The organism is Neisseria sp. P0006.S004, assembly GCF_051963015.1.
GTDB lineage: Bacteria > Pseudomonadota > Gammaproteobacteria > Burkholderiales > Neisseriaceae > Neisseria.
In genome coordinates this window covers 432,709-455,897 of the sequence record NZ_JBQCUS010000001.1, presented here as the reverse complement: position 1 = coordinate 455,897, position 23,189 = coordinate 432,709, and the positions used below count along the sequence as shown (strand labels likewise).

At 50.6% G+C, this 23,189-nt stretch carries 25 protein-coding genes; 12 read left to right on the top strand and 13 right to left on the bottom strand.

Features of this window, described 5'->3' with window-relative positions; genetic code table 11:
- Positions 1–14: 14 nt before the first annotated feature.
- Together ACTHR2_RS02180 and mutL are read left to right on the top strand one after the other, a co-directional pair.
- A complete protein-coding gene (locus ACTHR2_RS02180) occupies positions 15–497 on the top strand; it encodes a GNAT family N-acetyltransferase (protein ID WP_003678948.1) in 483 nt (160 codons plus the stop codon).
- Between the two features lie 36 nt (positions 498–533).
- The gene (gene mutL / locus ACTHR2_RS02175) at positions 534–2,510 is read left to right on the top strand and encodes a DNA mismatch repair endonuclease MutL (RefSeq protein ID WP_440375297.1); all 1,977 of its coding nucleotides are present in this window, start codon (positions 534–536) and stop codon (positions 2,508–2,510) included.
- A 57-nt stretch (positions 2,511–2,567) separates the two neighbouring features.
- Here mutL and kdsA read toward each other — a convergent pair whose 3' ends face one another.
- The 3 genes from kdsA to ACTHR2_RS02160 form a co-directional block, all read right to left on the bottom strand.
- A complete protein-coding gene (kdsA, locus tag ACTHR2_RS02170) occupies positions 2,568–3,410 on the bottom strand; it encodes a 3-deoxy-8-phosphooctulonate synthase (protein WP_219088647.1) in 843 nt (280 codons plus the stop codon).
- A 74-nt stretch (positions 3,411–3,484) separates the two neighbouring features.
- Positions 3,485–3,868 carry an aspartate 1-decarboxylase gene (gene panD, locus ACTHR2_RS02165; protein ID WP_003678944.1) on the bottom strand — a complete coding sequence of 128 codons (384 nt, stop codon included), beginning with the start codon at positions 3,866–3,868 and terminating at the stop codon, positions 3,485–3,487.
- A 78-nt stretch (positions 3,869–3,946) separates the two neighbouring features.
- The gene (locus tag ACTHR2_RS02160; protein WP_440375296.1) at positions 3,947–5,488 is read right to left on the bottom strand and encodes a YdgA family protein; all 1,542 of its coding nucleotides are present in this window, start codon (positions 5,486–5,488) and stop codon (positions 3,947–3,949) included.
- Positions 5,489–5,663: 175 nt separating this feature from the next.
- On the opposite strand from ACTHR2_RS02160, the gene ACTHR2_RS02155 reads away from it, so the two are divergent.
- Positions 5,664–6,254, top strand: a complete 591-nt coding sequence (locus ACTHR2_RS02155; protein WP_440375295.1) for an aminodeoxychorismate/anthranilate synthase component II — start codon at positions 5,664–5,666, stop codon at positions 6,252–6,254.
- An 88-nt stretch (positions 6,255–6,342) separates the two neighbouring features.
- A complete protein-coding gene (gene trpD, locus ACTHR2_RS02150; RefSeq protein WP_440375294.1) occupies positions 6,343–7,371 on the top strand; it encodes an anthranilate phosphoribosyltransferase in 1,029 nt (342 codons plus the stop codon).
- A 64-nt stretch (positions 7,372–7,435) separates the two neighbouring features.
- Here trpD and ACTHR2_RS02145 read toward each other — a convergent pair whose 3' ends face one another.
- The 5 genes from ACTHR2_RS02145 to ACTHR2_RS02125 form a co-directional block, all read right to left on the bottom strand.
- Positions 7,436–7,717 carry a CsbD family protein gene (locus ACTHR2_RS02145; protein ID WP_070504816.1) on the bottom strand — a complete coding sequence of 94 codons (282 nt, stop codon included), beginning with the start codon at positions 7,715–7,717 and terminating at the stop codon, positions 7,436–7,438.
- Positions 7,718–7,836: 119 nt separating this feature from the next.
- Complete coding sequence (locus ACTHR2_RS02140; RefSeq protein ID WP_070460885.1) at positions 7,837–8,403, bottom strand: SGNH/GDSL hydrolase family protein; 567 nt, start codon at positions 8,401–8,403, stop codon at positions 7,837–7,839.
- A 122-nt stretch (positions 8,404–8,525) separates the two neighbouring features.
- Entirely contained in the window at positions 8,526–8,783 is a 258-nt protein-coding gene (locus tag ACTHR2_RS02135; protein ID WP_440375293.1) for a hypothetical protein, read from the bottom strand.
- A gap of 87 nt (positions 8,784–8,870) precedes the next feature.
- Positions 8,871–11,033, bottom strand: coding sequence for a heavy metal translocating P-type ATPase (locus tag ACTHR2_RS02130; RefSeq protein WP_440375292.1), 2,163 nt, complete (start codon positions 11,031–11,033; stop codon positions 8,871–8,873).
- Positions 11,034–11,132: 99 nt separating this feature from the next.
- On the bottom strand, positions 11,133–11,342 hold the full coding sequence (locus tag ACTHR2_RS02125; protein ID WP_003674677.1) for a heavy-metal-associated domain-containing protein: 210 nt from the start codon (positions 11,340–11,342) through the stop codon (positions 11,133–11,135).
- 147 nt (positions 11,343–11,489) lie between these two features.
- On the opposite strand from ACTHR2_RS02125, the gene cueR reads away from it, so the two are divergent.
- On the top strand, positions 11,490–11,882 hold the full coding sequence (gene cueR / locus ACTHR2_RS02120) for a Cu(I)-responsive transcriptional regulator (protein WP_107867578.1): 393 nt from the start codon (positions 11,490–11,492) through the stop codon (positions 11,880–11,882).
- 248 nt (positions 11,883–12,130) lie between these two features.
- Here cueR and ACTHR2_RS02115 read toward each other — a convergent pair whose 3' ends face one another.
- Positions 12,131–12,340: a heavy-metal-associated domain-containing protein gene (locus tag ACTHR2_RS02115; RefSeq protein WP_004519826.1), complete on the bottom strand. Its 210-nt coding sequence runs from the start codon at positions 12,338–12,340 to the stop codon at positions 12,131–12,133.
- Between the two features lie 144 nt (positions 12,341–12,484).
- Between ACTHR2_RS02115 and ACTHR2_RS02110 the strand changes: the two genes are divergently transcribed.
- The 3 genes from ACTHR2_RS02110 to ACTHR2_RS02100 all read left to right on the top strand — a co-directional run bounded on the left by ACTHR2_RS02110 (position 12,485) and on the right by ACTHR2_RS02100 (position 15,966).
- Positions 12,485–13,657 (top strand): sugar transporter, encoded by a 1,173-nt coding sequence (locus ACTHR2_RS02110; RefSeq protein ID WP_440375291.1) that lies wholly within the window; start codon positions 12,485–12,487, stop codon positions 13,655–13,657.
- A 265-nt stretch (positions 13,658–13,922) separates the two neighbouring features.
- Positions 13,923–15,338 carry an SLC13 family permease gene (locus tag ACTHR2_RS02105; RefSeq protein ID WP_440375290.1) on the top strand — a complete coding sequence of 472 codons (1,416 nt, stop codon included), beginning with the start codon at positions 13,923–13,925 and terminating at the stop codon, positions 15,336–15,338.
- 118 nt (positions 15,339–15,456) lie between these two features.
- Positions 15,457–15,966: a peptidylprolyl isomerase gene (locus ACTHR2_RS02100; RefSeq protein WP_004519830.1), complete on the top strand. Its 510-nt coding sequence runs from the start codon at positions 15,457–15,459 to the stop codon at positions 15,964–15,966.
- A 75-nt stretch (positions 15,967–16,041) separates the two neighbouring features.
- Here the strand turns inward: ACTHR2_RS02100 and ACTHR2_RS02095 are convergent, their stop codons facing one another.
- Positions 16,042–16,539: a YbhB/YbcL family Raf kinase inhibitor-like protein gene (locus ACTHR2_RS02095; RefSeq protein ID WP_440375289.1), complete on the bottom strand. Its 498-nt coding sequence runs from the start codon at positions 16,537–16,539 to the stop codon at positions 16,042–16,044.
- A gap of 186 nt (positions 16,540–16,725) precedes the next feature.
- Here ACTHR2_RS02095 and ypfJ point away from each other — a divergent pair, with 186 nt between their 5' ends.
- Together ypfJ and ACTHR2_RS02085 are read left to right on the top strand one after the other, a co-directional pair.
- Positions 16,726–17,568, top strand: a complete 843-nt coding sequence (gene ypfJ / locus ACTHR2_RS02090) for a KPN_02809 family neutral zinc metallopeptidase (protein WP_440375288.1) — start codon at positions 16,726–16,728, stop codon at positions 17,566–17,568.
- A gap of 121 nt (positions 17,569–17,689) precedes the next feature.
- A complete protein-coding gene (locus ACTHR2_RS02085; protein ID WP_263335697.1) occupies positions 17,690–19,072 on the top strand; it encodes a phosphomannomutase/phosphoglucomutase in 1,383 nt (460 codons plus the stop codon).
- A 105-nt stretch (positions 19,073–19,177) separates the two neighbouring features.
- On the opposite strand, the gene rpe is transcribed toward ACTHR2_RS02085, so the two are convergent.
- Positions 19,178–19,858 carry a ribulose-phosphate 3-epimerase gene (gene rpe / locus ACTHR2_RS02080; RefSeq protein ID WP_003678905.1) on the bottom strand — a complete coding sequence of 227 codons (681 nt, stop codon included), beginning with the start codon at positions 19,856–19,858 and terminating at the stop codon, positions 19,178–19,180.
- Between the two features lie 277 nt (positions 19,859–20,135).
- On the opposite strand from rpe, the gene ACTHR2_RS02075 reads away from it, so the two are divergent.
- On the top strand, positions 20,136–20,564 hold the full coding sequence (locus ACTHR2_RS02075; protein WP_107769456.1) for a Spy/CpxP family protein refolding chaperone: 429 nt from the start codon (positions 20,136–20,138) through the stop codon (positions 20,562–20,564).
- A gap of 65 nt (positions 20,565–20,629) precedes the next feature.
- Here the strand turns inward: ACTHR2_RS02075 and ACTHR2_RS02070 are convergent, their stop codons facing one another.
- Both ACTHR2_RS02070 and ACTHR2_RS02065 read right to left on the bottom strand, forming a co-directional pair.
- Positions 20,630–21,496 (bottom strand): ATP-binding protein, encoded by an 867-nt coding sequence (locus ACTHR2_RS02070; RefSeq protein ID WP_440375287.1) that lies wholly within the window; start codon positions 21,494–21,496, stop codon positions 20,630–20,632.
- Positions 21,497–21,511: 15 nt separating this feature from the next.
- Positions 21,512–22,126: a riboflavin synthase subunit alpha gene (locus tag ACTHR2_RS02065; RefSeq protein ID WP_440375286.1), complete on the bottom strand. Its 615-nt coding sequence runs from the start codon at positions 22,124–22,126 to the stop codon at positions 21,512–21,514.
- A 125-nt stretch (positions 22,127–22,251) separates the two neighbouring features.
- Between ACTHR2_RS02065 and ACTHR2_RS02060 the strand changes: the two genes are divergently transcribed.
- A complete protein-coding gene (locus ACTHR2_RS02060) occupies positions 22,252–23,097 on the top strand; it encodes a 23S rRNA (adenine(2030)-N(6))-methyltransferase RlmJ (protein ID WP_440375285.1) in 846 nt (281 codons plus the stop codon).
- Positions 23,098–23,189: the final 92 nt, after the last annotated feature.

Genomic DNA, 23,189 nt, shown 5'->3' with positions numbered 1-23,189 from the left:
TCCGACCATCCGCCATGAGCCTTCTGACCATCCTCCGTCCGGCAACCGAAAAAGACTGCCAAGCCATACACAACGCCCATCTGCATGCCGTTCAATACGCCTGCATCCGCAGTTACGATGAAACCATTATGCACACATGGGAAAGTCTGCTCGACATCAACAGCTATTTGGAAACCATCTCCGATAAAAACAAAGCCTTGTGGGTGGTCGAATACAAAGGGCTGATTCAAGGCTTCTTCCAAGTCGATTTCAAAGAAGCGCAACTGGACGCTTTATACGTCCATCCGCTCTTCCACAATCTCGGCTTGGGCACAGCCCTGCTCAGCCGCGCCGAAGAAATGGCACGAAATGCAGGCCTCAGCTTTCTCAAACTGTATGCCTCGCTCAATTCCGTGCCCTTCTATCGCCTCAACCGTTACGAATCGCTCGGTACTGCCGTGTTGCAGCTGAACAAAACTGTCCGCGTCGAATGCGAATTGATGCGCAAATACCTGTAATTTTCTCTTCCGCCGTTACTTTTTTGAAAGAAACCGATGCCCCGAATTGCCGCCCTGCCCGACCATCTTGTCAACCAAATCGCCGCCGGCGAAGTGGTCGAACGCCCTGCCAACGCCTTGAAAGAAATCGTTGAAAACAGCATCGATGCAGGCGCAACGGCGATTGATGTCGAGCTGGCCGGCGGCGGTATCCGCCTAATTCGCGTCAGCGACAACGGTAGCGGCATCCACCCAGATGACATCGAGCTTGCGCTACACCGCCATGCCACCAGCAAAATCAAAACCTTAAACGATTTGGAACACGTTGCCAGCATGGGCTTTCGCGGCGAAGGCTTGGCCAGTATTGCCTCTGTCAGCCGCCTGACCCTGACCAGCCGTCAAGAAGACAGCACGCATGCGACCCAAGTCAAAGCCGAAGACGGCAAACTCAGCAGCCCCACCGCTGCCGCCCACCCCGTCGGCACCACCATCGAAGCTGCCGAACTCTTCTTCAATACCCCCGCGCGGCGCAAGTTCCTCAAATCCGAAAACACCGAATACGCCCATTGCGCCACCATGCTCGAACGCCTCGCGCTGGCGCATCCGCACATTGCCTTCTCGCTCAAACGCGACGGCAAACAAGTGTTCAAACTTCCTGCACAAAGCCTGCATGAACGGATTGCCACCATTGTCGGCGATGATTTTCAGACGGCCTCATTGGAAATTGACAGCGGCAATGGTGCGCTGCGGCTCTATGGCGCGATTGCCAAACCGACTTTCGCCAAAGGCAAAACCGACAAACAATACTGCTTCGTCAACCATCGTTTTGTCCGCGACAAAGTCATGCTCCATGCCGTCAAGCAGGCATACCGCGACGTATTGCACAACGCACTGACACCCGCCTTCGTCCTCTTCCTCGACCTGCCGCCCGAAGCCGTGGATGTCAACGTCCACCCGACCAAAACCGAAATCCGCTTCCGAGACAGCCAACAGGTGCACCAACTTGTGTTCCACACGCTCAACAAAGCCCTTGCCAACACGCGCGCCGACTTGACCGAAAGCGTCAGCAACGCAGGCGAAGTGTTGCATGACATTACCGGCGTTACGCCTGCACCAATGCCGTCTGAAAACAACAGCGAAAATCTATTTGATAGCGCATCCAACTACCCGGCAGGCAATAAATCCAATACACACAATGCCTTTGATTCATCAGGCAAAACCGCGCCCATGCCTTACCAAGCCTCGCGTGCGCCACAACAACGCAGCCTGTCTCTGCGCGAAAGCCGCGCGGCCATGAATACTTACGCCGAGCTTTACAAAAAAACCGACGACATCGACCTTGAGTTGAGTCAATTCGAGCAGGCACGTTTCAGCAACATGCCGTCTGAAATGCCTACCCAAAAAACAGATACGCCGTTTTCAGACGGCCTTCCATCCCAATCCGAACTGCCGCCGCTCGGCTTTGCCATTGCCCAATTACTTGGCATCTACATCCTTGCCCAAGCCGAAGACAGCCTGTTGCTCATCGATATGCACGCTGCCGCCGAACGCATCAACTACGAGAAAATGAAACGCCAACGTCAGGAAAACGGCAACCTGCAAAGCCAGCGTCTGCTTATTCCCGTAACCTTTGCCGCGTCCCACGAAGAATGCGCCGCCCTTGCAGATCATGCCGAAACGCTGACAGACTTCGGGCTGGAATTGTCCGACATGGGCAGCAATACCCTTGCCGTCCGCGCCGTCCCCGCTATGCTCGGCAAAGCGGACGTCGTTTCGCTGGCCAAAGATGTATTGGGCGAACTTGCCCAAGTCGGCAGCAGCCAAACCATCGAGGAACACGAAAACCACATCCTTGCCACCATGTCCTGCCACGGCTCAGTCCGCGCCGGCCGACAGCTGACTTTGCCCGAAATGAATGCGCTCCTGCGCGATATGGAAAACACGCCGCGCAGCAACCAATGCAACCACGGTCGTCCGACTTGGGTCAAACTGACTTTAAAAGAATTGGATGCGTTGTTTTTACGCGGACAGTAACGCTAATAAAAAGGCCGTCTGAAAATGCTTTCAGACGGCCTTTTAACTTATTTGCCCTTAGCGAATATCCATAGGTGCAAACGATTTTACGGTTTCATCGATTGCTTTAACACGGGTCAGGAAATCTTCCAATTGGGCAAGCGGCAATGCGCTTGGACCATCGCATTTGGCTTGGTCGGGATTGGCATGAGATTCAAGGAACAAACCAGCCAATCGGGTTGCCATACCGGCAAGCGCCAAGTCTAATACTTGGGTGCGACGACCGCCTGACGCAGCAGCGCCAGATTCGCGCGTTTGCAGGGAATGGGTTACGTCAAAAATAACGGGCAGGTTGTTACACGTTTTTTTCATCACGCCAAAGCCGAGCATATCCACCACCAAGTTGTCGTAGCCGAAGTTTGCGCCGCGTTCGCACAAAATGATTTGCTCGTTGCCTGCTTCTTGGAATTTCTCCACAATATTTTTCATTTGAGACGGGCTGAGGAATTGCGGCTTTTTGATGTTGATGACATTGCCGGTTTTCGCCATTGCCACCACCAAATCGGTTTGACGTGCCAAGAAGGCAGGCAGCTGGATGACATCGCAGACTTCGGCAACCGGTTGGCATTGGTAAGGCTCGTGAACGTCGGTAATCACGGGAACGTTAAACTCGCGTTTCACCGCTTGAAAAATCTTCATGCCTTCGTCCAAACCTACACCGCGGAAAGAGTGGATGGAAGAGCGGTTTGCCTTGTCGAAAGAGGCTTTGAAAACGTAAGGGATGCCGAGTTTATCGGTTACTTTAACGTATTGCTCACAGGCTTTCAGCGTAGAGTCGAGGTCTTCAAGGACATTGATGCCGCCGAAAAGGGTAAAGGGCGCATCGTTGCTGACGGTGATGTTGTTGATTTGGATATTCACGGCAAAGCCTTTCAGATAAGTTGAATTTGGGAAACAGGCCGTCTGAAACGTTTCAGACGGCCTTTGTTTGAATATTACAACACGGTGTGCGGCGGCTCATAAGAAATCACGTCGCGGATTTTATTGTTCTCATCGACGAGGACGACTTTCGGCTCATGCGCTGCAATTTCGGGTTCGGACAACATAACGTAAGACATGATAATCACGATGTCGCCTTTTTGAACCAAACGCGCGGCCGCGCCATTGAGGCAAACAACGCCGCTGCCGCGTTCGCCGGGGATGGTGTAGGTTTCAAGACGTTCGCCGTTGTTATTGTTGACGATGGCGACTTTTTCGTTCACGCAAATACCTGCCGCATCCAGCAGGTCTTGGTCAACAGTAATGCTACCGACGTAGTTGAGGTCGGCTTCGGTAACGGTGGCACGGTGGATTTTGCCGCCGAGCATGGTACGGAACATGGGTTTCCTTTTTGATTGTGGGTTGATCTGCGGTTTTAACTTCAGTGAAGCTAAAACCGCTGTTTGTGTGATTGAGGATTAGTTATTGGGAAAGTCTGATTCGTCGAACTCAGGTTCCGGGTCGCTTTGAAGGACTTTTCCGTTTAATTTCAACTCGCTGTTTTGCAGAGTCAGATGGGTTTTGACATTATCGTCTTCTAAGGTCAAATATTTTTCTCTTGCCATACTTTTGATGGTGCTGTCTACCATCAGGCGCAAGGTCTCGTTGATATCGTCGATGCTGGCACGGCCTGCGGCTTCATCTTCGGCATTGACGCTAAACAGGTTGCTTGCTTGGTTGACGGCGAGTTGTTCCAACAATTTTTGCGGTACGCTCATGTTGAAGTCGGCTTCGGTTTTCTTCAGCATATCGCCCAAATTGTTGAGGTCTTTGGCTGCCAAACCTTTAAACGCGAGTTTTCCGCTGACATCGACATCGCCATGAGGCATGGTAAATTTGAAAGTTTTGACGTTTAAAACCGGATTGTTGGTAAACAGGCCTGAAGCCTCGTTTTTGGCCGTCTGAATCAAGGAAGCCTGAATTTCTTCTTCGCTCATTTTCTTCACAGACACTTCGGCAATTTTGTTTTTCAATGCCAAAAGTGATGCGGCGTCCAAATGCTCGGCAGCGACATTGATGTCCAGAGGGCCGTATTTATCTTCGCCATAGGTCAGGCTTTCAAATTGGAAGCGGCCTTCGCTGTTGATGAATTTATCGACTTCGCCGGTCTGGGTATCGAAACGCAGTTTGTTGACTTCGATTTTAGACGGAGCAATCGTGCCGGTCGGATTGATAAACGCACCGATTTGCAGGTTGGTCACAAGGTTGACCAATTCATTCAACTTAACGTTGTAATCGATGTTTTCTTTCCATTGCAGCAGGAATTTATCCAGCGTAATGCTGCTCTTGCCCAAAGCAAGTTTGGTCAGGCCGTCTTCCGTTTCGGATTGGAAGCGCAGGTTTTCCAAAGACACATCGCCTTTGTCGGCCAATTTGACTTGTAAAGACGGCGCAAGATAATCGTGGCGATAGCTTTTGAAGCCTTGGCTGTAATCGGTATTGCCGCCAAAGCCTTTCCAGTTGAGCTTGATACCGGAAAGCTCTTCATAATCGAAGGCGGGAATATTGAGGCTGAGTTTGCCGTCGCCGGAAAGGTAAACCGTATTGGTCATGGTCAACGGCGTTTGCTGGCCGAAGAAGCGGTCTAAAACTTTTTTGGTTTCCGGATGATATTGGAACTCGGTTTCCACATGGGCGCGCGTGCCGAAACCTCCGGCAAACGGGCCGTGTGTCACGTGGTTGATGACCGTAATCGGCTCTTGCAGGACAGTTTTCAAATTGTCCGGCAGGTATTTTTGCGTATTTTGAAGCAGGGTCGGCTTGAGGCGGATGACGGTCGTCTCGGTTGAACTGAACCAGCCGCGATCGTATTGGTGGGACTCAACGGTCAGGAAACCGGATTCCTGCAACAGCTTTTGTTGCTCGGTCAGGCTTTCTTCCGCTTTGACACCAAGATAATAAGGCGTGCCGAGCGCAGCGGCGACAACGACGGCGGCAGTCGGGATAAGATACTTTTTCATCACTTCAAACAGATTAGGTTCAAAGCGTAAAGCATAGCATTTTTTAGCTGTTTTGTCTTATCCGCCGTTTCAGACGGCCTTTAGGTAAAGATTGTGATATTATGCAAACATAAACGATTTTTACACTTTTGGCAGACCTTACCCTGTCTGCCAAAATGTCATTAAAGGTTTGCAAATGCTTTTATTTATCGACAATTACGACAGCTTCACCTACAACATCGTCCAATACTTTGCCGAATTGGGGCAGGAAGTTTTGGTTCGCTGCAACGATGAAATCACCATCGAAGAAATCGAAGCCCTGAAACCGCAATATCTGGTCATCGGCCCCGGCCCTTGCTCCCCGAAAGAAGCAGGCATTTCTGTTGCGGCCATGCAGCACTTTGCCGGCAGACTGCCCGTCATGGGCGTGTGCCTCGGCCATCAAACCATGGGCGAAGCGTTCGGCGGCAATGTCGTGCGTGCGCAAACGATGATGCACGGCAAAGTCTCCCCCGTTTTCCATCACGGCACAGGCATGTTTAAAGGCCTGCCCAATCCGGTCAACTGCACGCGCTACCACAGTCTCGCCATCGACCGCGCCACCCTGCCCGACTGCCTCGAAATTACCGCATGGACGGAAGACGGCGAAATCATGGGCGTACGCCACAAAGAATATGCCGTCGAAGGCGTACAGTTCCACCCCGAAGCCCTGCTGACCGAACACGGCCACGATATGCTGAAAAACTTCTTGGAAGAATTCAAAGACTATCATCCGCAAAAATCTTAATGAAAGGCCGTCTGAAAGGTGTTTGACAGTGTTCAAACCGCATTTTCAGACGGCCTGAATCACATCGGACACGAACAAAGGAAAAATCATGATTACCCCTCAACAAGCGATTGAACGCCTCATCAGCAACAACGAACTTTTCTACGATGAAATGACCGACCTCATGCGCCAAATCATGAGCGGCCAAGTTCCGCCCGAGCAAATCGCCGCTATTCTGACCGGCCTGCGGATTAAAGTTGAAACCGTTTCCGAGATTACCGCCGCAGCCAGCGTGATGCGTGAATTTGCCACCAAAGTGCCGCTGGAAAACGCTGACGACTTGGTCGATATTGTCGGCACGGGCGGCGATGGTGCCAAAACTTTCAATATTTCCACGACTTCTATGTTTGTCGCGGCTGCAGCAGGCGCACAAGTCGCCAAACACGGCGGCCGCTCCGTTTCCTCATCCAGCGGCGCTGCCGATGTCATGGAACAAATGGGCGCCAACCTCAACCTCACCCCCGAACAGGTTGCCCAAAGCATTCAGCAAACCGGCATCGGCTTTATGTTCGCGCCCAACCATCACAGCGCCATGCGCTATGTCGCCCCTGTCCGTCGTTCGCTCGGCTTCCGTAGCATCTTCAATATCTTGGGCCCGCTGACCAATCCGGCCGGCGCGGCAAACCAACTCTTGGGCGTGTTCCACATCGACTTGTGCGGCATTCTTTCCCGCGTCTTGCAACAGCTTGGTTCCAAACATGTTTTGGTTGTGTGCGGCGAAGGCGGTTTGGATGAAATCACGCTGACCGGCAAAACCCGCGTTGCCGAACTGAAAGACGGCAAAATCACCGAATACGACATCAGCCCAGCCGATTTCGGCATGGAAACCCGCCGCAATTTGGACGAAATCAAAGTCGAAAACGCGCAAGAATCCCTGCAAAAAATGAACGAAGTATTGGACGGCAAAGCCGGTGCCACACGTGATATCGTCGTCCTCAATGCCGCCGCCGCGCTCTATGCAGGAAATGTGGTTGCTTCGCTGGCAGATGGCGTCAAAGCTGCTCAAGAAGCCATCGACTCCGGCAAAGCCAAAGCCAAAAAAGACGAATTTATCGAATTTGGCAAACAGTTTGCCTAAGCTTTAAAACCATAAACAAAGGCCGTCTGAAAAATCTTTCAGACGGCCTTTTATTCTTTAAATATTAAAATTTGCTTTTAATATCATTAATCAAGCCTTCGGCTTTTTCTTTGGCTTCTTCAGCCAAGTGTGCTACTTTCTCTTTGGCTTCACCGGCTAAATGAGCTGCTTTTTCTTTAGCTTCACCTGCAAAGTTTTCTGCTTTTTCTTTAGCATCCGCAGCAACTTCTTTTGTCTTACCGACGCCTTGTTGAACTACGCCTTCAGCTTTGAGTTTGGAATCGTCAAGAACTTCGCCGGCTTTCTCTTTTACTTCACCGCTGATTTGATCTAATTTGCCAGTCATCATTTATTCCTTCTTAGTTTCATGTTGATAAGAGTAATCACTATACCCCAATAGATATTGGGTTGCAACTTAAAGTCTGTCTCAATATTAAAAACATAATAAAAATGGATTACGTCAAGTTAGCACAACTGTTTCAATATCGCTTCGGCTACTGCCTCGCCTATCATCTTGCTGCCGAACTCATTGAAATGAAGTCCATCGCACAGCATCACATCGGTCAAATCCTGCTCAAACATCAGACTGTATAAATCATTGACGGTAAAACCATATTGCCTTGCCAAATCCTCCGCCACACGGTTATAGGCCTTCAAGTCGGCCAGATAGCGGCGCGAGGGTTTGACGATATTGTGTACGCTTTCCAAAAACGGCGTACTGCTCGCCCAAATAATTTTTGCCCCTGTCTGTTTCAGATAATCGAAAATTTGAATCAGGTTGCTGCGATAGGTTTTTATATCGGCCACCGGCTCATTACAGCCTTGATTATGGCGGATGTCGTGCAAACCGCAGTTGATGTGGATAATGTCTCCCACAGTCGCGCCCTCTGTCCATTGCCTGATATGCTCTAACACATCATGCGACGAACGGCAGTTTTCCGATGGAGAAACAATATCCACCTCAGGCAAAGCGGCGCGCGTGTAAGGCTCCGAAGCAAGCCGAACGGAGTCGCCGATTAAGTAAACGGTCATTTTTGTTCTCCTCCCTTTATTTGAATCAACAGCAAGGCCGTCTGAAATATCACTTATATTATTATAAGAGTGCTATTTCAGACGGCCTTAACTTCAGTCAAGTTCTATCGTTAAATCATCAATTAGAGCTGACTGTTTTTATAAAAATCAATTAATTGCTTGGCCTGCAACATGGGCAGACCAAAACGGTCGCTTACGACTTTCAAATCCTTCCATTCCTGACCGGTCAGATTTTGCCCAACCCATTTGAGGTTTTCCGGATTGCTTTTGATTTTCTCAAAATACGCCTGCTTGCGTTTCCAGTTGCGCGACCATACCAGCAACATGGCAAAAATACATAAAATAATCAATATAATATTGGTAAACAACATCATGTCCATACGACATACTCCCGCGTGGGTCTCAAAATCAGAAAATATGGATTAAAGGCCGTCTGAAAAAACAGTCTTCAGACGGCCTTTATATTATCACTCAATATTCACCCGTTTCAGGCGTAAGGCATTACCCAATACCGAAACCGAGCTTGCCGCCATTGCCGCGCCTGCGATGACGGGGTTTAAAAAGCCGAGCGCGGCGAGCGGAATGCCCAAAATATTGTAGAAGAAGGCGAAAAACAGGTTTTGCTTGATGTTTTTCAAAGTTGCCTGCGACACCAACAGGGCATCGGCGAGTTGGTTGACCGAATGTTGCATCAGCGTGGCGGAGGCGGTGTGTTCGGCAACGTCCGCACCGCCTTTCATGGCGAAGCTGACGTTGGCGGCGGCGAGTGCGGGTGCGTCGTTGATGCCGTCGCCGACCATCGCCACGGTTTTGCCGGCGGCTTTGAGTTTCTGCACTTCGGAGGCTTTGTCACGCGGACTCATATTGCCGAAGGCGTGTGCGATGCCCAGTTGTTTGGCGACATATTCGACCGTGCCTTGGTTATCGCCGCTCATAATATAGACATCGATATTGTGTTTTTTCAGACGGCCTATGGCTTCGGCGGTATCGGCTTTCAACGCGTCAGCAAGTGCGAATGCGCCGATAGGTTTGTTATCGACCGAGACTGCAACAATGCTTGCAATGTCCCAAACGCCGTCTGAAAACTTCGGCAAGGTCAATTCAGCAAATTCGGCTTTGCCTGCTTTCACCAAGCCCACGCCTTCCACTTCGGCGGTAATGCCTGCGCCGACAACGGTTTGCGCGTTTTGTGCGGTGGGAATGTCCAAACCGCGCGCTTGGGCGGCAGAAACGATGGCGCGAGCAAGCGGGTGGGCGGCGTTTTGTTCAACGGCGGCGGCGATGCGGTACAAAGCGTCTTCGTCAAAGCCGCTGTCGGGAACGCAATAAACGGCGGCAACCTGCGGCCTGCCTTCGGTCAGCGTGCCGGTTTTGTCCAACACGACGGCATCAACGTGAGCAGCTTCTTCCATCGCCGCCGCGTCTTTGAACCAAATGCCGTGTTTCACCGCCTTGCCCATACCGACCATAATCGCGGCGGGCGTCGCCAGACCGAGCGCGCACGGACAAGCAATTACCAAAACAGCAACGGCGTGTATCAACGCAACAGTCCAATCGCTTTTAATCAGCCAAGTAACGATAAAAGTCAAAAGCGCGATGCCCACAACAGTTGGCACAAACACCGCCGCCGCTTTATCGGCTACGCGCGCAATCGGTGCTTTACTGCCTTGTGCTTCAGAGAGCGCATTCATCATGTCGCCGAGCAGGGTTTGGCTGCCGAGTTGTGTGGCGCGGTACACCACGCTGCCTTCGGTCATCAACGCACCCGCCAACACTTTGCCGCCCACCTTTTTCTCTTCGGGGTTGGATTCGCCGGTAAGATGGCTCTCGTCCGCCCAACCGCTGCCGCTCTCGATGATGCCGTCAGCGGCAATGCGTTCGCCGTGGTTGGCGCGGATAAGGTCGCCGATTTGCACTTGGTCGATGGGCAGTTGTTTCCATTCGCCATCGCGTTGCACGTTGACTTGGGTCGGCGTGAGCTTGAGCAGCAAGCCCAAGCTGTTCAGGCTGGATTTTTTGGTGCGGTGTTCCAAAAATTTGCCCAGCGACACAAAACCGATCACCATCACGCCTACTTCAAAATACACGTGTGCCATGCCGTGCGCCGAGTGCGGGCTGAAAAACAGCATATAAACGGAATACAGGTAAATCGATACCGTGCCGATGGTAACCAGCACGTCCATGTTCGCCAACCCGCCCTTAATGCTTGCCCACGCGCTTTTGTAAAACGGGATGGCCAGCCAAAGTTGCACTATGCTTGCCAGCACAAATTGCCATACAGGCGGAATCATCCAATCGTGCCGCCCAATCATCATGCCTGCCATGCCGATTAAAAACGGAATATTAATGGCCAGCAAAAGCCACAGCCGCCAGCTTACATGCGCGGTTTCTTCGGGCTGCGGCAGCGCATCTTCCGTTTTTTCCTTCGCGCCGTAACCGGTTTTCTCAATGATTTTGGCAATATCGGCAGCCGACGTTTTGCTGTCGTCAAACGTAACCTGAGCTTCCTCGCTGGCAAAGTTTACCCCTGCCGATTCGACAAAATCTTTTTTGTTCAACACTTTTTCAATACGCGAAGCACAAGCCTGACAGGTCATGCCTTCGATTTGGAAACGGACTTTTTGTTGCATGGTTTCTTCCTTCTGAATGTGGTTGGGCTACCTGAAAAAAGCGGAGCAGGGTTTTCAGGTAGCCTTTGGGGTGTTGCAGTCGATTTGTTGCGATTCGATTTACAAAGCCGCATCAAAGCCGCCGTCTTCCACCGCTTCTATCAGCGCGGCGGGGTTGGTTTGGGCGGGGTCGAATTCCACGACGGCATTCTTGTTTTCCAGGCTCACTTCGGCCTTGTCCACGCCGTTTACGCCTTCGAGGATGCTGGTAACGCTTTTCACGCAGCCGCCGCAGGTCATGCCTTCGATGTTTAATGTGATGGTTTGCATAGGGTTTCCTTTCTGTTGGAATGAGGCTGAGGTTTTAAAGCCCGTTGCAGCCAAAGCTTTCAGGTAACCTGAAATGATGGGTCTGCTCTTGCTTTCCCGCTAAGTGCCGCCACTATAAAGCTTTACCCGAAGTAAAGGTCAAGCATCATGATGAACATCAGCCAGGCCGCGGCCGAGAGCGGCCTTTCCACCAAACAAATCCGCGACTACGAAAAGCACGGCCTAATCGCCCCGGCCGCGCGCAGCGAAGCGGGCTACCGCCGCTACGGACAGGCCGACCTTGTCCGGCTGCGCTTTATCCGCCATGCGCGGGAAGTGGGCTTTTCGCTGCCGCAGATCGGGCAGCTTTTGAGCCTGCAACACAACCCGCAGCGTACCAGCCGCGAAGTGAAAACGCTCACCGCGCGGCACATCGCCGAGCTGGAAGCCAAAATCGAACGCTTGCAGGGCATGGTGGCCGAGCTGCAACGTTGGCACGATGCCTGCGCGGGAGACGACTGCCCAGATTGTGCAATTTTGGCCGGGCTGGAGGAGCGTTAGGCGGCTTGGGCAGAATAGAAACAGGCTACCTGAAAAGTTTCAGGTAGCCTTAGTCGGCCGCTAACGGTTTGGTACAGGCCTCGTCGTAATACGGCAGCCACTTGCCGCCGCTTTGCTTCAGATATGCGCGAAAACTTTTGTTTACCCGTGTGGCGGTGTAATCCAAATAATGGCAAAAAGTAAGTTATCAAGAGACAAAGGCCGTCTGAAGCGTTTCAGACGGCCTTTATTCAAAATACGCTTATTGGTTACAAAGCCACGTCGTAGCCGCCGTCTTCTACGGCATCAATCAGCGCGTCGGTATCTGTCTTGCTTTCATCAAAAGTAATCACTGCATTTTTGTTTTCCAAGCTGACTTCTGCTTTTTCCACGCCTTCTACGCCTTCCAAAAGACGGGTTACGCTTTTCACGCAGCCGCCGCAGGTCATGCCGTCGATGTTGAGGGTAACAGTTTGCATTTGTATTTCCTTTCATTCACACAAATATGGTTGCTAAATACTTTACTCCTTACACAAACAGCTTGCAAATTCTTCATTAAGGCCGTCTGAAAAATGCAGATAGGCGTACAATAACGCTCTTTGCTTCATCAAACGGACATAATAATGACTTCAACATTCAAACAATGGGTTAGCGTATGCGCGCTGGCGGTGGGTGCGTTTATTTTCAATACCACCGAATACATTCCGATTGCGCTTTTGAGCGACATCGGTCAGAGCTTTGGCAAACCGGCAACGGAAGTGGGCATGATGATTACGGTGTATGCGTGGATTGTTGCGCTCCTATCGCTGCCGCTGATGCTGATGACGAAAAACATCGAACGGCGCAAATTATTGCTGATGCTGTTTGCACTGTTTGCGCTGTTTCACGCGCTGTCGTTCTTTTCTTGGAACTTCAACATCCTCTTGGTCAGCCGTATCGGGATTGCGCTGACACACGCGGTCTTTTGGTCGATTACGGCTTCTTTGGCGGTACGGCTTGCGCCCACTGGTAAAACCAATCAGGCTTTGGGCCTGCTCAGTACGGGTACGGTTTTGGCGATGGTGTTGGGCATTCCGCTGGGGCGCGTGGTCGGGCAATACTTCGGCTGGCAGCTCAGCTTCCTGCTGATCGGGGTCTGCGCTGCCGGCGTAATGCTGGTGTTGGCCAAAAACCTGCCTGCTTTACCCAGCCAAAATACCGGCTCTTTAAGCAGCCTGCCGAGTTTATTCAAACGCCGCAACCTGATGCTGCTTTATACCATGACGGTGTTGATTATTACGGCACATTTCACGGCATACAGCTATATCGAGCCTTTTGTGTTACAAATTGGCGGATTTAAGGCAGAACAAGTTACCATCGTTTTGAGCCTGTACGGTTTGGCAGGCTTCGCCGCTTCTTATCTATTCGGCAAATGGTTTGCCAAAGCGCAACGTTTGTTTATGCTTGGCGCGGTGGCGGTCATCCTGCTCTCTGCCCTGCTGCTTCTGCCGTTTGCCTCTTTCCCTTATGCAGTGTACGCGCTGGTGTTTATTTGGGGCGTGGCCATCGTCATCGTCAGCTTGGGCATGGTCTCAAAAGTATTGTCGTTTGCTTCCGATGCGACAGATGTGGCCAACTCGATTTATTCAGGTTTGTACAACGTCGGTATCGGCGGCGGTGCACTTTTGGGACATTATGTGACCACTTGGTTCGGCCTTTCCAATATCGGTATTGCCGGAGCCTTGCTGGCGGCGGCGGGTATGGCCGTTTGCGGCTTGTTGTTTAAGGAACAAGACAATCTGACGCAAAACGTTTAAATCCATATAAATCAGGATGGTATCACTGACTCGGCCGTAATTTTGGCAATTTACCGATTTGTCCTGATGCTTATTAACCCACGATGGGTCTTCATTCTGCCGGATAAGCAGTTTTCTTGCTGCTTATCCGGTTTTCATTTCATTTTTAAAAAACAATTTACAATTTGTTTACACTACATCAAATTACAAATATACTGTCGCCTATTAGGCCGTCTGAAACGTACGGCTGAAAAGAAAAACCAATCATGTTTCAGAGGAATACATCATGGACTTAAACGCCAAGGATAAGACTCAGCATCCTGAGAACGTCGAGCTTCTCAGTGCACAGAAGCCGATTACCGACTTTAAAGGACTGCTGACGACCATTATCTCTGCTGTTGTCTGCTTCGGCATTTATTACATCCTTCCCTACAGCCCCGATGCCAACAAAGGTATCGCGCTGTTGATTTTTGTTGCGGCACTTTGGTTTACCGAAGCCGTACACATTACCGTTACCGCGCTGATGATCCCAATCCTTGCCGTTGTACTCGGCTTCCCGGATATGGACATCAAAAAAGCGATGGCAGGTTTCTCCGACCCGACGATTTATATCTTCTTCGGCGGCTTCGCGCTTGCCACCGCACTGCACATGCAGCGTCTCGACCGTAAAATCGCCGTCAGCCTATTGCGCCTGTCGCGCGGCAATATGAAAGTTGCCGTGCTGATGCTGTTTGCCGTTACCGCCTTCCTGTCTATGTGGATCAGCAACACCGCAACCGCCGCAATGATGCTGCCTTTGGCAATGGGCATGATGAGCCACCTCGACCAAGAAAAAGAACGCAAAACCTACGTTTTCGTCCTGCTCGGTATCGCCTACTGCGCCAGTATCGGCGGCTTGGGCACCGTGGTCGGTTCTCCGCCGAACATGATTGCCGCCAAAGCGCTGAACTTGGACTTCGTCGGCTGGATGAAACTCGGCCTGCCGATGATGCTGTTGATTCTGCCGATGATGCTGTTCTCCATGTACGTCATCCTCAAACCTAATTTGAACGAGCGCGTGGAAGTTAAAGCCGAATCTATCCCTTGGACTTTGCACCGCGTTATCGCGCTGTTGATTTTCTTGGCCGCCGCCATCGCTTGGGTATTCAGCTCCAAAATCAAAGCCGCATTCGGTATTTCCAACCCTGATACCGTTATTGCCCTGATTGCCGCCGTTGCCGTCGTCGTATTCGGCGTGGCGCAATGGAAAGAAGTTGCCCGTAATACCGACTGGGGTGTATTGATGCTCTTCGGTGGCGGTATCAGCTTGAGCGCGTTGCTGCAATCTTCCGGCGCATCTGAAGCACTGGGCCAGCAAGTTGCTTCCACTTTCTCCCATTCTCCTGCATTGCTGGTGATTTTCGTGGTTGCCACCTTCATCATCTTCCTGACCGAGTTCACCAGTAACACGGCTTCCGCCGCCCTGCTTGTGCCTATTTTCGCCAGCATCGCCGCGCAAATGGGTCTGCCAGAACAAGTCTTGGTATTCGTCATCGGTGTCGGCGCATCTTGTGCCTTCATGCTGCCGGTTGCCACACCACCTAACGCGATTGTGTTCGGTACAGGCTTAATCAAGCAACGTGAAATGATGAATGTCGGCTTATTGCTGAACATCCTCTGCGTGGTATTGGTTGCTCTGTGGGCTTATGCTGTACTGATGTAAACCATCAACCTAAACAACAAGGCCGTCTGAAAGAATATTTTTCAGACGGCCTTGAAGTTTCTCGTTCAGACACAATTTAACGAATGATTCAAAACCGGATTCTAACGAAAGGAAACCCATGATTATCCTGCACACCAACAAAGGCGACATCAAAATCGAACTCGATTTCGACAAAGCCCCCGTTACTGCTAAAAACTTCGAGCAATACGTTAAAGACGGCTTCTACGACGGCGTAATCTTCCACCGCGTCATCAAAGGCTTCATGATTCAAGGCGGCGGCATGGATGAAAACATGAACGAAAAAGAAACCCGCGATCCGATTCAAAACGAAGCGTCCAACGGTTTGCCTAATGAAAAATATACCATCGCCATGGCGCGTACTTCCGATCCTCACTCTGCCAGCGCGCAATTCTTCATCAACACTGCCGACAACGCTTTCCTGAACTTCCGTTCTAAAGAGCTGTACGGCAAAACTGTTGTCCAAGACTGGGGCTATGCCGTATTCGGTAAAGTCGTTGACGGTTTTGACGTTGTCGATGCCATCGAAGGCGTTTCTACCAAACGTCACGGCTACCACGACGATGTACCAAGCGAGCCTGTCATCATCACTAAAGCCGAAGTGGTTTAATTGATTTGATTTCCCATAAAAACAGCCTGTCCGAATTAAAAACGGACAGGCTGTTTTCAATAATGACGCATACCGTCATACATCATAAGTACCGACCACGCATGCCGAATCCAAAACATGGCCCTGCATGGCAAAATGCAGCTCATTAAAGCGGAAACCGCGCGGCAAATCCAAAATGGTATCCAGCGCGTACACAATCAGTTCATAACGATGGCGGTTGTTCGGTGGCGCCATACCGCCGTAAAAAGAAGCCTCTTCAATTTCAAATTTACCCAATGCGCTCGCCCAAGTGTTTGCACCCTGCGTAAAATCTGTTGCAGAAATACTTTCATTTTCTGCCACGGAAGTACGTTTCAAATCCGAAATCAACCAATGCGTCCATACGAAACCCGATGCTGAAATGGCATCTTTGTCTTCCAACACCACGGCAAACGATTTTGTTCCTTCAGGCGCATCTTCAATCTCAAAAGGAATCGAATAAGAAGGCATACCGCTCGGGCTGAACTGGCTGCCGCGCTTGCCGTATTTGTCTTCAAATTCGCCGTTGACAATAGCTTTACTGCTGACTTTCATCTTATATCTCCCAATAGTAGGTTTGTTCATTCTAACAAACACCAAGGCCGTCTGAAAGACACTGCCGTTTTCACTTTCCCGATGTCGCATTTTCAGACGGCCTCAAGCAATATTCACAATTCGATCAAACACATTTGACATTCCATAGTATAATCCGCCGCATGAAAACTACACAGGATACACATTATGGATTGGAAAGGTCGTGAACAAAGCCAAAACGTCGAAGATCGCCGCGGAAGCCGTGGTGGAGGCGGTGGCGGCAAAACGCCGGGTATACTCGGCATTATCGTGGTTTTGGTCGGCGCATATTACGGCGTAGATTTGAGCGGTTTGGTTGGCGGCTCATCTTCGATGGGCATTCCTACCCAACAAGCTTCCCGACTCGACAGCCAACAAGAAGCCGAATTGAAAGAACTGTCCCGTGTCGTCCTTGCTGATACCGAAAAAGCATGGAGTAAATATTTCCAGCAACACGGCCAACACTACACACCGACAACCATGGTGTTGTATGAAGGCAGTACGTCCACCGCCTGCGGTACGGGCCAATCTGCCATGGGCCCTTTTTACTGTCCGGTCGACCAAAGAGTTTATTTGGATTTGAGTTTCTACGAAGACATGCGCACCAAGCTCGAATCCGCCAGCGATGCCGCGTTTGCCTACGTTATTGCTCATGAAGTCGGCCATCACGTTCAAAACCTGCTCGGCATTCTGCCTAAAGTCCACAAAATGCAACAGCAAGTCGGCAAAAAAGAGGCCAATGCCCTTTCCGTCAAACTCGAATTGCAGGCCGACTGTTTCGCTGGTATTTGGGGACACTACGCCATCAACAACAATATCTTCAAAACAGAAGACATTCAAAAAGCGATGCTTGCCGCCGAATCCGTCGGCGACGACCGCTTGCAGAAACAGGCGCAGGGCTATGTCGTTCCCGACAGCTTTACCCATGGCTCGTCCGAAGAACGCATGACTTGGCTCAAGCGCGGTTTGGAAAGCGGCGACATCAACCAGTGCAACACTTTCAACAATTGATTCGTCCAAGCAACACTGTTCTTTGATGTAACGACAAAAGGCCGTCTGAATTCTTCAGACGGCCTTTTAGCCGTGTTAAAATAACGCCTATTATTTTCCCTTAAATTCAAAGGAAATCCACATGGCAAATATCGCCCGCGACATTTTCAAAGCCTACGACATCCGAGGCATCGTCGGTAAAACCCTGACCGATGAAGCTGCCTACTTAATCGGCAAAGCCATTGCCACCAAAGCCTCCGAAAAAGGCATTACCCGCATCGCACTCGGCCGCGACGGCCGTTTGAGCGGCCCCGGCCTGATGGCACAAATTCAACGCGGTTTTACAGACAGTGGCATCGACGTCCTCAATGTCGGCATGGTTGCCACTCCTATGCTCTACTTCGCAGCCATCAACGAATGCGGCGGCAGCGGCGTAATGATTACCGGCAGCCACAATCCGCCTGATTACAATGGTTTCAAAATGATGCTCGGCGGCGACACGCTCGCAGGCGAAGCCATTCAAGAACTTTTAGCCATTATTGAAAAAGACGGTTTTGTTGCCGCCGACAAACAAGGCAGCGTAACCGAAAAAGACATCTCCGGCGAATACCACAACAACATCGTCGGCCACATCAAGCTCAAACGCCCGATGAAAATCGTGATTGACGCGGGCAACGGTGTCGGCGGCGCATTTGCAGGCAAACTCTACAAAGGCTTGGGCAATGAAGTGACCGAACTTTTCTGCGAAGTAGACGGCAATTTCCCTAATCACCACCCCGACCCTTCCAAACCGAAAAACCTGCAAGACCTCATTGTCGAGCTCAAAAACGACGATGCCGAAATCGGCTTGGCATTTGACGGCGATGCCGACCGCTTGGGCGTGGTCACCAAAGACGGCAACATCATCTATCCAGACCGCCAACTGATGCTTTTCGCGCAAGACGTGTTGAGCCGCAATCCTAAAGCCAAAGTGATTTTCGACGTCAAATCCACCCGCCTGCTCGCACCTTGGATTAAAGAACACGGCGGCGATCCTGTGATGGAAAAAACCGGCCACAGCTTCATCAAATCCACCATGAAAAAAACCGGCGCACTGGTTGCCGGCGAAATGAGCGGTCACGTTTTCTTTAAAGAACGCTGGTTCGGCTTCGATGACGGTATGTATGCCGGCGCACGCCTCTTAGAAATCCTGTCTGCCTTCGATAATCCGTCCGAAGTGTTGAACAAGCTGCCGCAAAGCATTTCCACTCCGGAACTCAACATCGACCTGCCGGAAGGAAGCAACGGCCACAAAGTGATTGAAGAGCTGGCTGCCAATGCCAAGTTTGAAGATGCGACCGAAATCATCACCATCGACGGCTTGCGCGTTGAATTCCCTGACGGCTTCGGCCTGATGCGTGCTTCCAATACCACGCCGATTTTGGTATTGCGTTTTGAAGCGGATACGCAAGAAGCGATTGAACGTATCCAAAACCAATTCAAAGCAGTCATTGAAAGCAATCCGGCATTGAAATGGCCGCTGTAAGGGTTTAGGCTAAAACAAAAGGCCGTCTGAAAATCATTTCAGACGGCCTTTAATATTCAATATTGTTATTCCAAAGTTTGAAAAACCAAGAATATCCCGGCTTAGTTATCCAACTTGCGCCAACTGTTGGCGCATCTCATCAATAACGGCTTTGTAATCCGGTTTGCCAAAAATTGCCGAACCAGCTACAAACGTATCCGCACCCGCCGCCGCAATTTCAGCAATATTGTCTGTCTTCACGCCGCCATCGACTTCCAATGCGATATGGCGGCCACTTTGCCGTTCATACTCGTCCAACATCTCGCGCACTTTGCGGATTTTCACCAGCGTATTCGGGATAAAGCTTTGTCCGCCAAAGCCCGGGTTGACCGACATCAGCAAAACCATATCCAGTTTGTCCAAAACGTTTTCCAGAATATTGACCGGCGTAGCAGGATTCAATACCAAACCTGCCTGACAGCCGTATTCTTTAATCAAACCCAAGCTGCGATCGACATGGCGACTGGCTTCCGGATGAAAGGTAATGATATTGGCACCGGCTTTGGCAAACGCATGAATCAAATCATCCACCGGCTCAACCATCAAATGTACATCGACCGGCACGGTTGCATACGGTTTCAAAGCCGCACAAACCATAGGGCCGAAAGTCAGATTCGGCACATAATGATTGTCCATCACGTCAAAATGAATCAAATCCGCACCGGCGCGGATCACTTCGGCAACCTCTTCGCCCAAACGGGCAAAATCAGCGGACAAAATACTGGGGGCAATACGGTAGTCGGTCATGTTTATTCTCCTAAAGTGTGTTCCTTTATCATTATCGCATTTTTAACCCTATGTTGTATGCCGCCGACAACACCTCTGCTGTCATTTTTGTGAATTTACATTTCATATACATTAATGAAACTTATAATCACATAGTAAGGCTTTGAAAATAAATTATTAGATTACATACACATTCAAAAAAATCTAACATCATTAACAAAAGTTAACTGCATTGATACTGCCTTTCACACGCTTATCGGTTATATTTCCAAACCTGATGAAACATTAGGAAAACACCGTGTCTGTTGCACTTTCCCGCTATCCGACTTTTATTTTCTTAGCACTCGCCCTACTCTATTCCAGTCTGCCTGCACATGCCGGTCCGTTTCTGGCTACTTTGGACGACTTCCACCCGAATTGCGACATCCGACAGCTCAATTTATCCGCCGACCAACACGCCGCCCTGCGCCGCCTGCGTACCGACTTCAAACAAATCAACGATAAAGCCTACCGTAAAACCGTACGCTCCGACCGCAATCGCCGTCAAACCATCATCAAAATCCTCTCCGGCGACTCATTTGACTCAAACGCCGCCCGCGATTATGTTGAAAACCGCTACCTCTCCAGCATGGACTATGCGGTGGATGAAATGGAAATCCAATACCGCCTCTACCATCTGCTCAATCCGCGCCAACGCCAGCAATGGTTGTCTTCATGCTTGCGCTGATAGATAAATAAAAATACAAAAAGGCCGTCTGAAACCATATTCAGACGGCCTTTGCTTTTTCAGCCTTAATCCAGCACTCTTTCTTCCGGCAACCGACCCGCCCAGTCGCAGGCAAACTGCCATGCCGAGCGGCCCGAACGGCTGCCGCGCATTTGCGCCCATTGCAACGCGGCTTGGCGCGCCGTATCGTCAAAAGGCACATTGAAATCTTCCAACCAGTTGGCTACGGCGGTCAAATAATCGTTTTGGTCGAAAGGATAAAAACTCAGCCATAAGCCAAAGCGGTCGGAAAGGGAGATTTTCTCCTCGACGGCCTCTTTCTGATGAATTTCACCGCGAGTGCCCGTAGTACCGCCGTTTTCATCCATGTATTCAGGAATTAAATGACGACGGTTGGAAGTGGCATAAACCAAAACATTGGTGCAACGTTGCGACAGTCCGCCGTCTAAAGCAGTTTTCAAGGCTTTATAGGTTTCATCGCCGGTTTCAAACGACAAATCATCGCAGAAAACGATAAATTTCTCAGGACGATCGGACAACAGCGTCAATAAAGCCGGCAAGCTGATTAAATCGCTCTTATCCACTTCAATCAAACGCAAACCGCGCTCGGCGTATTCGTGCAACAACGCTTTAACCAAGGAAGATTTACCCGTACCGCGCGCGCCGGTCATCAAGACATTATTTGCCGGACGGCCTGCCAAAAATTGCTCGGTATTGCGTTTCAGCCTGTCGGTTTGCGAACCGACTGCCGCCAATCTGCTCAAAGGAAATGTATGCGGACGCGGCAGGCTTTCCAAAATGCCTTTTTTACCCACGCTGTGCCAACGGTAGGCTAAAGCGTGCCAGTCGGTTTTACCGGCTTCGTCAGGCAGGATTAAATCCAGACGGTTTAAAACGGAATTCGCTTTTTTCAAAAAATTGGATAATTTCATTTCGGCTTTCTTTTTTCAGACGGCCTTTTGTGCCAATACGCGCATCACGGTATCGACAACGGCTTGGGTTTGCGGATCGATTTCAATATTGATGAGGTCGCCTTCTTTGCGGCTGCCAAACAGGGTACGCTCCAAAGTCTCCGGAATCAGGTGTACGCAAAATTCGCTTTCGTTGACTTCGCCTATGGTCAGGCTGCAGCCGTCCAAACCGACAAAGCCTTTGGTCAGGATGTAGGGCTTGAGGTTTTCCGGCAGCTCAAACCAAACTGTACGGTTAAACTCGCTGGATTCAATTCGGGAAATTCGGGTAACCGCCATCACATGGCCGCTCATCACATGACCACCGATTTCGTCACCAAACCGCGCCGCGCGTTCCAAATTAACACTGTCGCCGACTTTCAAGCTGCCGAGATTGGTTTTGCGTAAGGTCTCGTCCACCAAATCAAAGCTGACTTTGTTGCCGTCGATTCGGGTAATGGTCAGGCAGCAGCCGTTGTTGGCGACAGATGCGCCAGTTTGCAGATTGTCGGCGATTTCGGGGGGCAGCTTGACAGTGTGGGTACGAAAGTCGGGCGAAGGTTGGGCGATGTCTGTAATTTTGCCCATGCCTTGTACGATGCCTGTAAACATGATGTCTTCTTTCCGATGGTACGATAAGGCGGATATTGTAGCATTTTCCTGGCACAAAGGCCGTCTGAAAGCGGTGATGGCGATGGTTTGGGGTATAATCGGATTTTTATTTCCGCAGCCCGATCATGCTCAGCTACCGCCACGCCTTCCATGCCGGCAACCATGCCGATATGCTCAAGCACTTTACCCTTTTCCTCGTCCTCGAATATTTCAACCGCAAAGACAAGCCTTATTGGTATATCGATACGCACAGTGGTGCCGGTTTGTATGATTTGAGCGGCGATGAAGCACAAAAAGTCGGCGAATACAAACAAGGCATTGCACTCTTGGAACAAGCTGACAAGCTGCCTGCCGAATTGGCCGAATTTGTAGGCCGTCTGAAACAAATACTGCTACAAGACAACCTTTACTGTGGCTCGCCTTGGCTGGCACAGGCACTCACGCGCGACAGCGACAAAATGCGCCTCTTTGAGCTGCACCCTGCCGATTTTGTCCATTTACAAAACAATATGCGCGAAGTCCGTCCTGCGCGTAAAGTACAAGTCAACCAAGTGGACGGTTATCAAGGCCTGACTTCACTCTTGCCTCCTCCGCCCCGCCGCGCCGCCGTCTTGATTGATCCTCCCTACGAAGAAAAACAAGACTACCGCCGTGTCGTCCAAGTCTTGAAAGATGCCTTGAAACGCTTTGAAACCGGCTGCTACATGGTTTGGTATCCTTGCTTGAGCCGCGAAGAAAGCCGCAAACTGCCGGACGAACTCAAAAAAATCGCTCCCGACAATTATCTGCACGCCGAGCTTCATGTCCATACGCCGCGCAGCGACGGCTTCGGTATGCACGGCAGCGGCATGTTCGTCATCAATCCGCCCTACATGCTTGCCGAACAGTTGCAAAACAATCTGCCCGAACTTTCCAAAATTTTGGCGCAAGATGCCGGCGCGCATTATGTATTAGAAAGCAAAACGAAATAAACGCTGCCGTCTGAGCCTATACCCAAGCGCTTCAATTTTTCCGCCACGCCTGTTCAGACGGCCTTAACCCTTTATACTTAAGCCTTTTTCCA

Excerpts from the sequence above, each read along its gene's own strand:
- ACTHR2_RS02095 (WP_440375289.1), bottom strand. The coding sequence starts at position 16,539 with ATGAAAGTCAGCAGTAAAGCTATTGTCAACGGCGAATTTGAAGACAAA.
- ACTHR2_RS02070 (WP_440375287.1), bottom strand. The coding sequence starts at position 21,496 with ATGAAATTATCCAATTTTTTGAAAAAAGCGAATTCCGTTTTAAACCGT.
- mutL (WP_440375297.1), top strand. The coding sequence starts at position 534 with ATGCCCCGAATTGCCGCCCTGCCCGACCATCTTGTCAACCAAATCGCC.
- ACTHR2_RS02140 (WP_070460885.1), bottom strand. The coding sequence starts at position 8,403 with ATGACCGTTTACTTAATCGGCGACTCCGTTCGGCTTGCTTCGGAGCCT.
- ACTHR2_RS02060 (WP_440375285.1), top strand. The coding sequence starts at position 22,252 with ATGCTCAGCTACCGCCACGCCTTCCATGCCGGCAACCATGCCGATATG.
- ACTHR2_RS02135 (WP_440375293.1), bottom strand. The coding sequence starts at position 8,783 with ATGGACATGATGTTGTTTACCAATATTATATTGATTATTTTATGTATT.
- ACTHR2_RS02145 (WP_070504816.1), bottom strand. The coding sequence starts at position 7,717 with ATGACTGGCAAATTAGATCAAATCAGCGGTGAAGTAAAAGAGAAAGCC.
- ACTHR2_RS02160 (WP_440375296.1), bottom strand. The coding sequence starts at position 5,488 with ATGAAAAAGTATCTTATCCCGACTGCCGCCGTCGTTGTCGCCGCTGCG.
- ypfJ (WP_440375288.1), top strand. The coding sequence starts at position 16,726 with ATGGATTGGAAAGGTCGTGAACAAAGCCAAAACGTCGAAGATCGCCGC.
- ACTHR2_RS02085 (WP_263335697.1), top strand. The coding sequence starts at position 17,690 with ATGGCAAATATCGCCCGCGACATTTTCAAAGCCTACGACATCCGAGGC.
- ACTHR2_RS02155 (WP_440375295.1), top strand. The coding sequence starts at position 5,664 with ATGCTTTTATTTATCGACAATTACGACAGCTTCACCTACAACATCGTC.
- ACTHR2_RS02130 (WP_440375292.1), bottom strand. The coding sequence starts at position 11,033 with ATGCAACAAAAAGTCCGTTTCCAAATCGAAGGCATGACCTGTCAGGCT.
- trpD (WP_440375294.1), top strand. The coding sequence starts at position 6,343 with ATGATTACCCCTCAACAAGCGATTGAACGCCTCATCAGCAACAACGAA.
- ACTHR2_RS02180 (WP_003678948.1), top strand. The coding sequence starts at position 15 with ATGAGCCTTCTGACCATCCTCCGTCCGGCAACCGAAAAAGACTGCCAA.
- ACTHR2_RS02065 (WP_440375286.1), bottom strand. The coding sequence starts at position 22,126 with ATGTTTACAGGCATCGTACAAGGCATGGGCAAAATTACAGACATCGCC.
- ACTHR2_RS02125 (WP_003674677.1), bottom strand. The coding sequence starts at position 11,342 with ATGCAAACCATCACATTAAACATCGAAGGCATGACCTGCGGCGGCTGC.
- panD (WP_003678944.1), bottom strand. The coding sequence starts at position 3,868 with ATGTTCCGTACCATGCTCGGCGGCAAAATCCACCGTGCCACCGTTACC.
- ACTHR2_RS02105 (WP_440375290.1), top strand. The coding sequence starts at position 13,923 with ATGGACTTAAACGCCAAGGATAAGACTCAGCATCCTGAGAACGTCGAG.
- ACTHR2_RS02115 (WP_004519826.1), bottom strand. The coding sequence starts at position 12,340 with ATGCAAACTGTTACCCTCAACATCGACGGCATGACCTGCGGCGGCTGC.
- ACTHR2_RS02110 (WP_440375291.1), top strand. The coding sequence starts at position 12,485 with ATGACTTCAACATTCAAACAATGGGTTAGCGTATGCGCGCTGGCGGTG.
- rpe (WP_003678905.1), bottom strand. The coding sequence starts at position 19,858 with ATGACCGACTACCGTATTGCCCCCAGTATTTTGTCCGCTGATTTTGCC.
- cueR (WP_107867578.1), top strand. The coding sequence starts at position 11,490 with ATGATGAACATCAGCCAGGCCGCGGCCGAGAGCGGCCTTTCCACCAAA.
- ACTHR2_RS02100 (WP_004519830.1), top strand. The coding sequence starts at position 15,457 with ATGATTATCCTGCACACCAACAAAGGCGACATCAAAATCGAACTCGAT.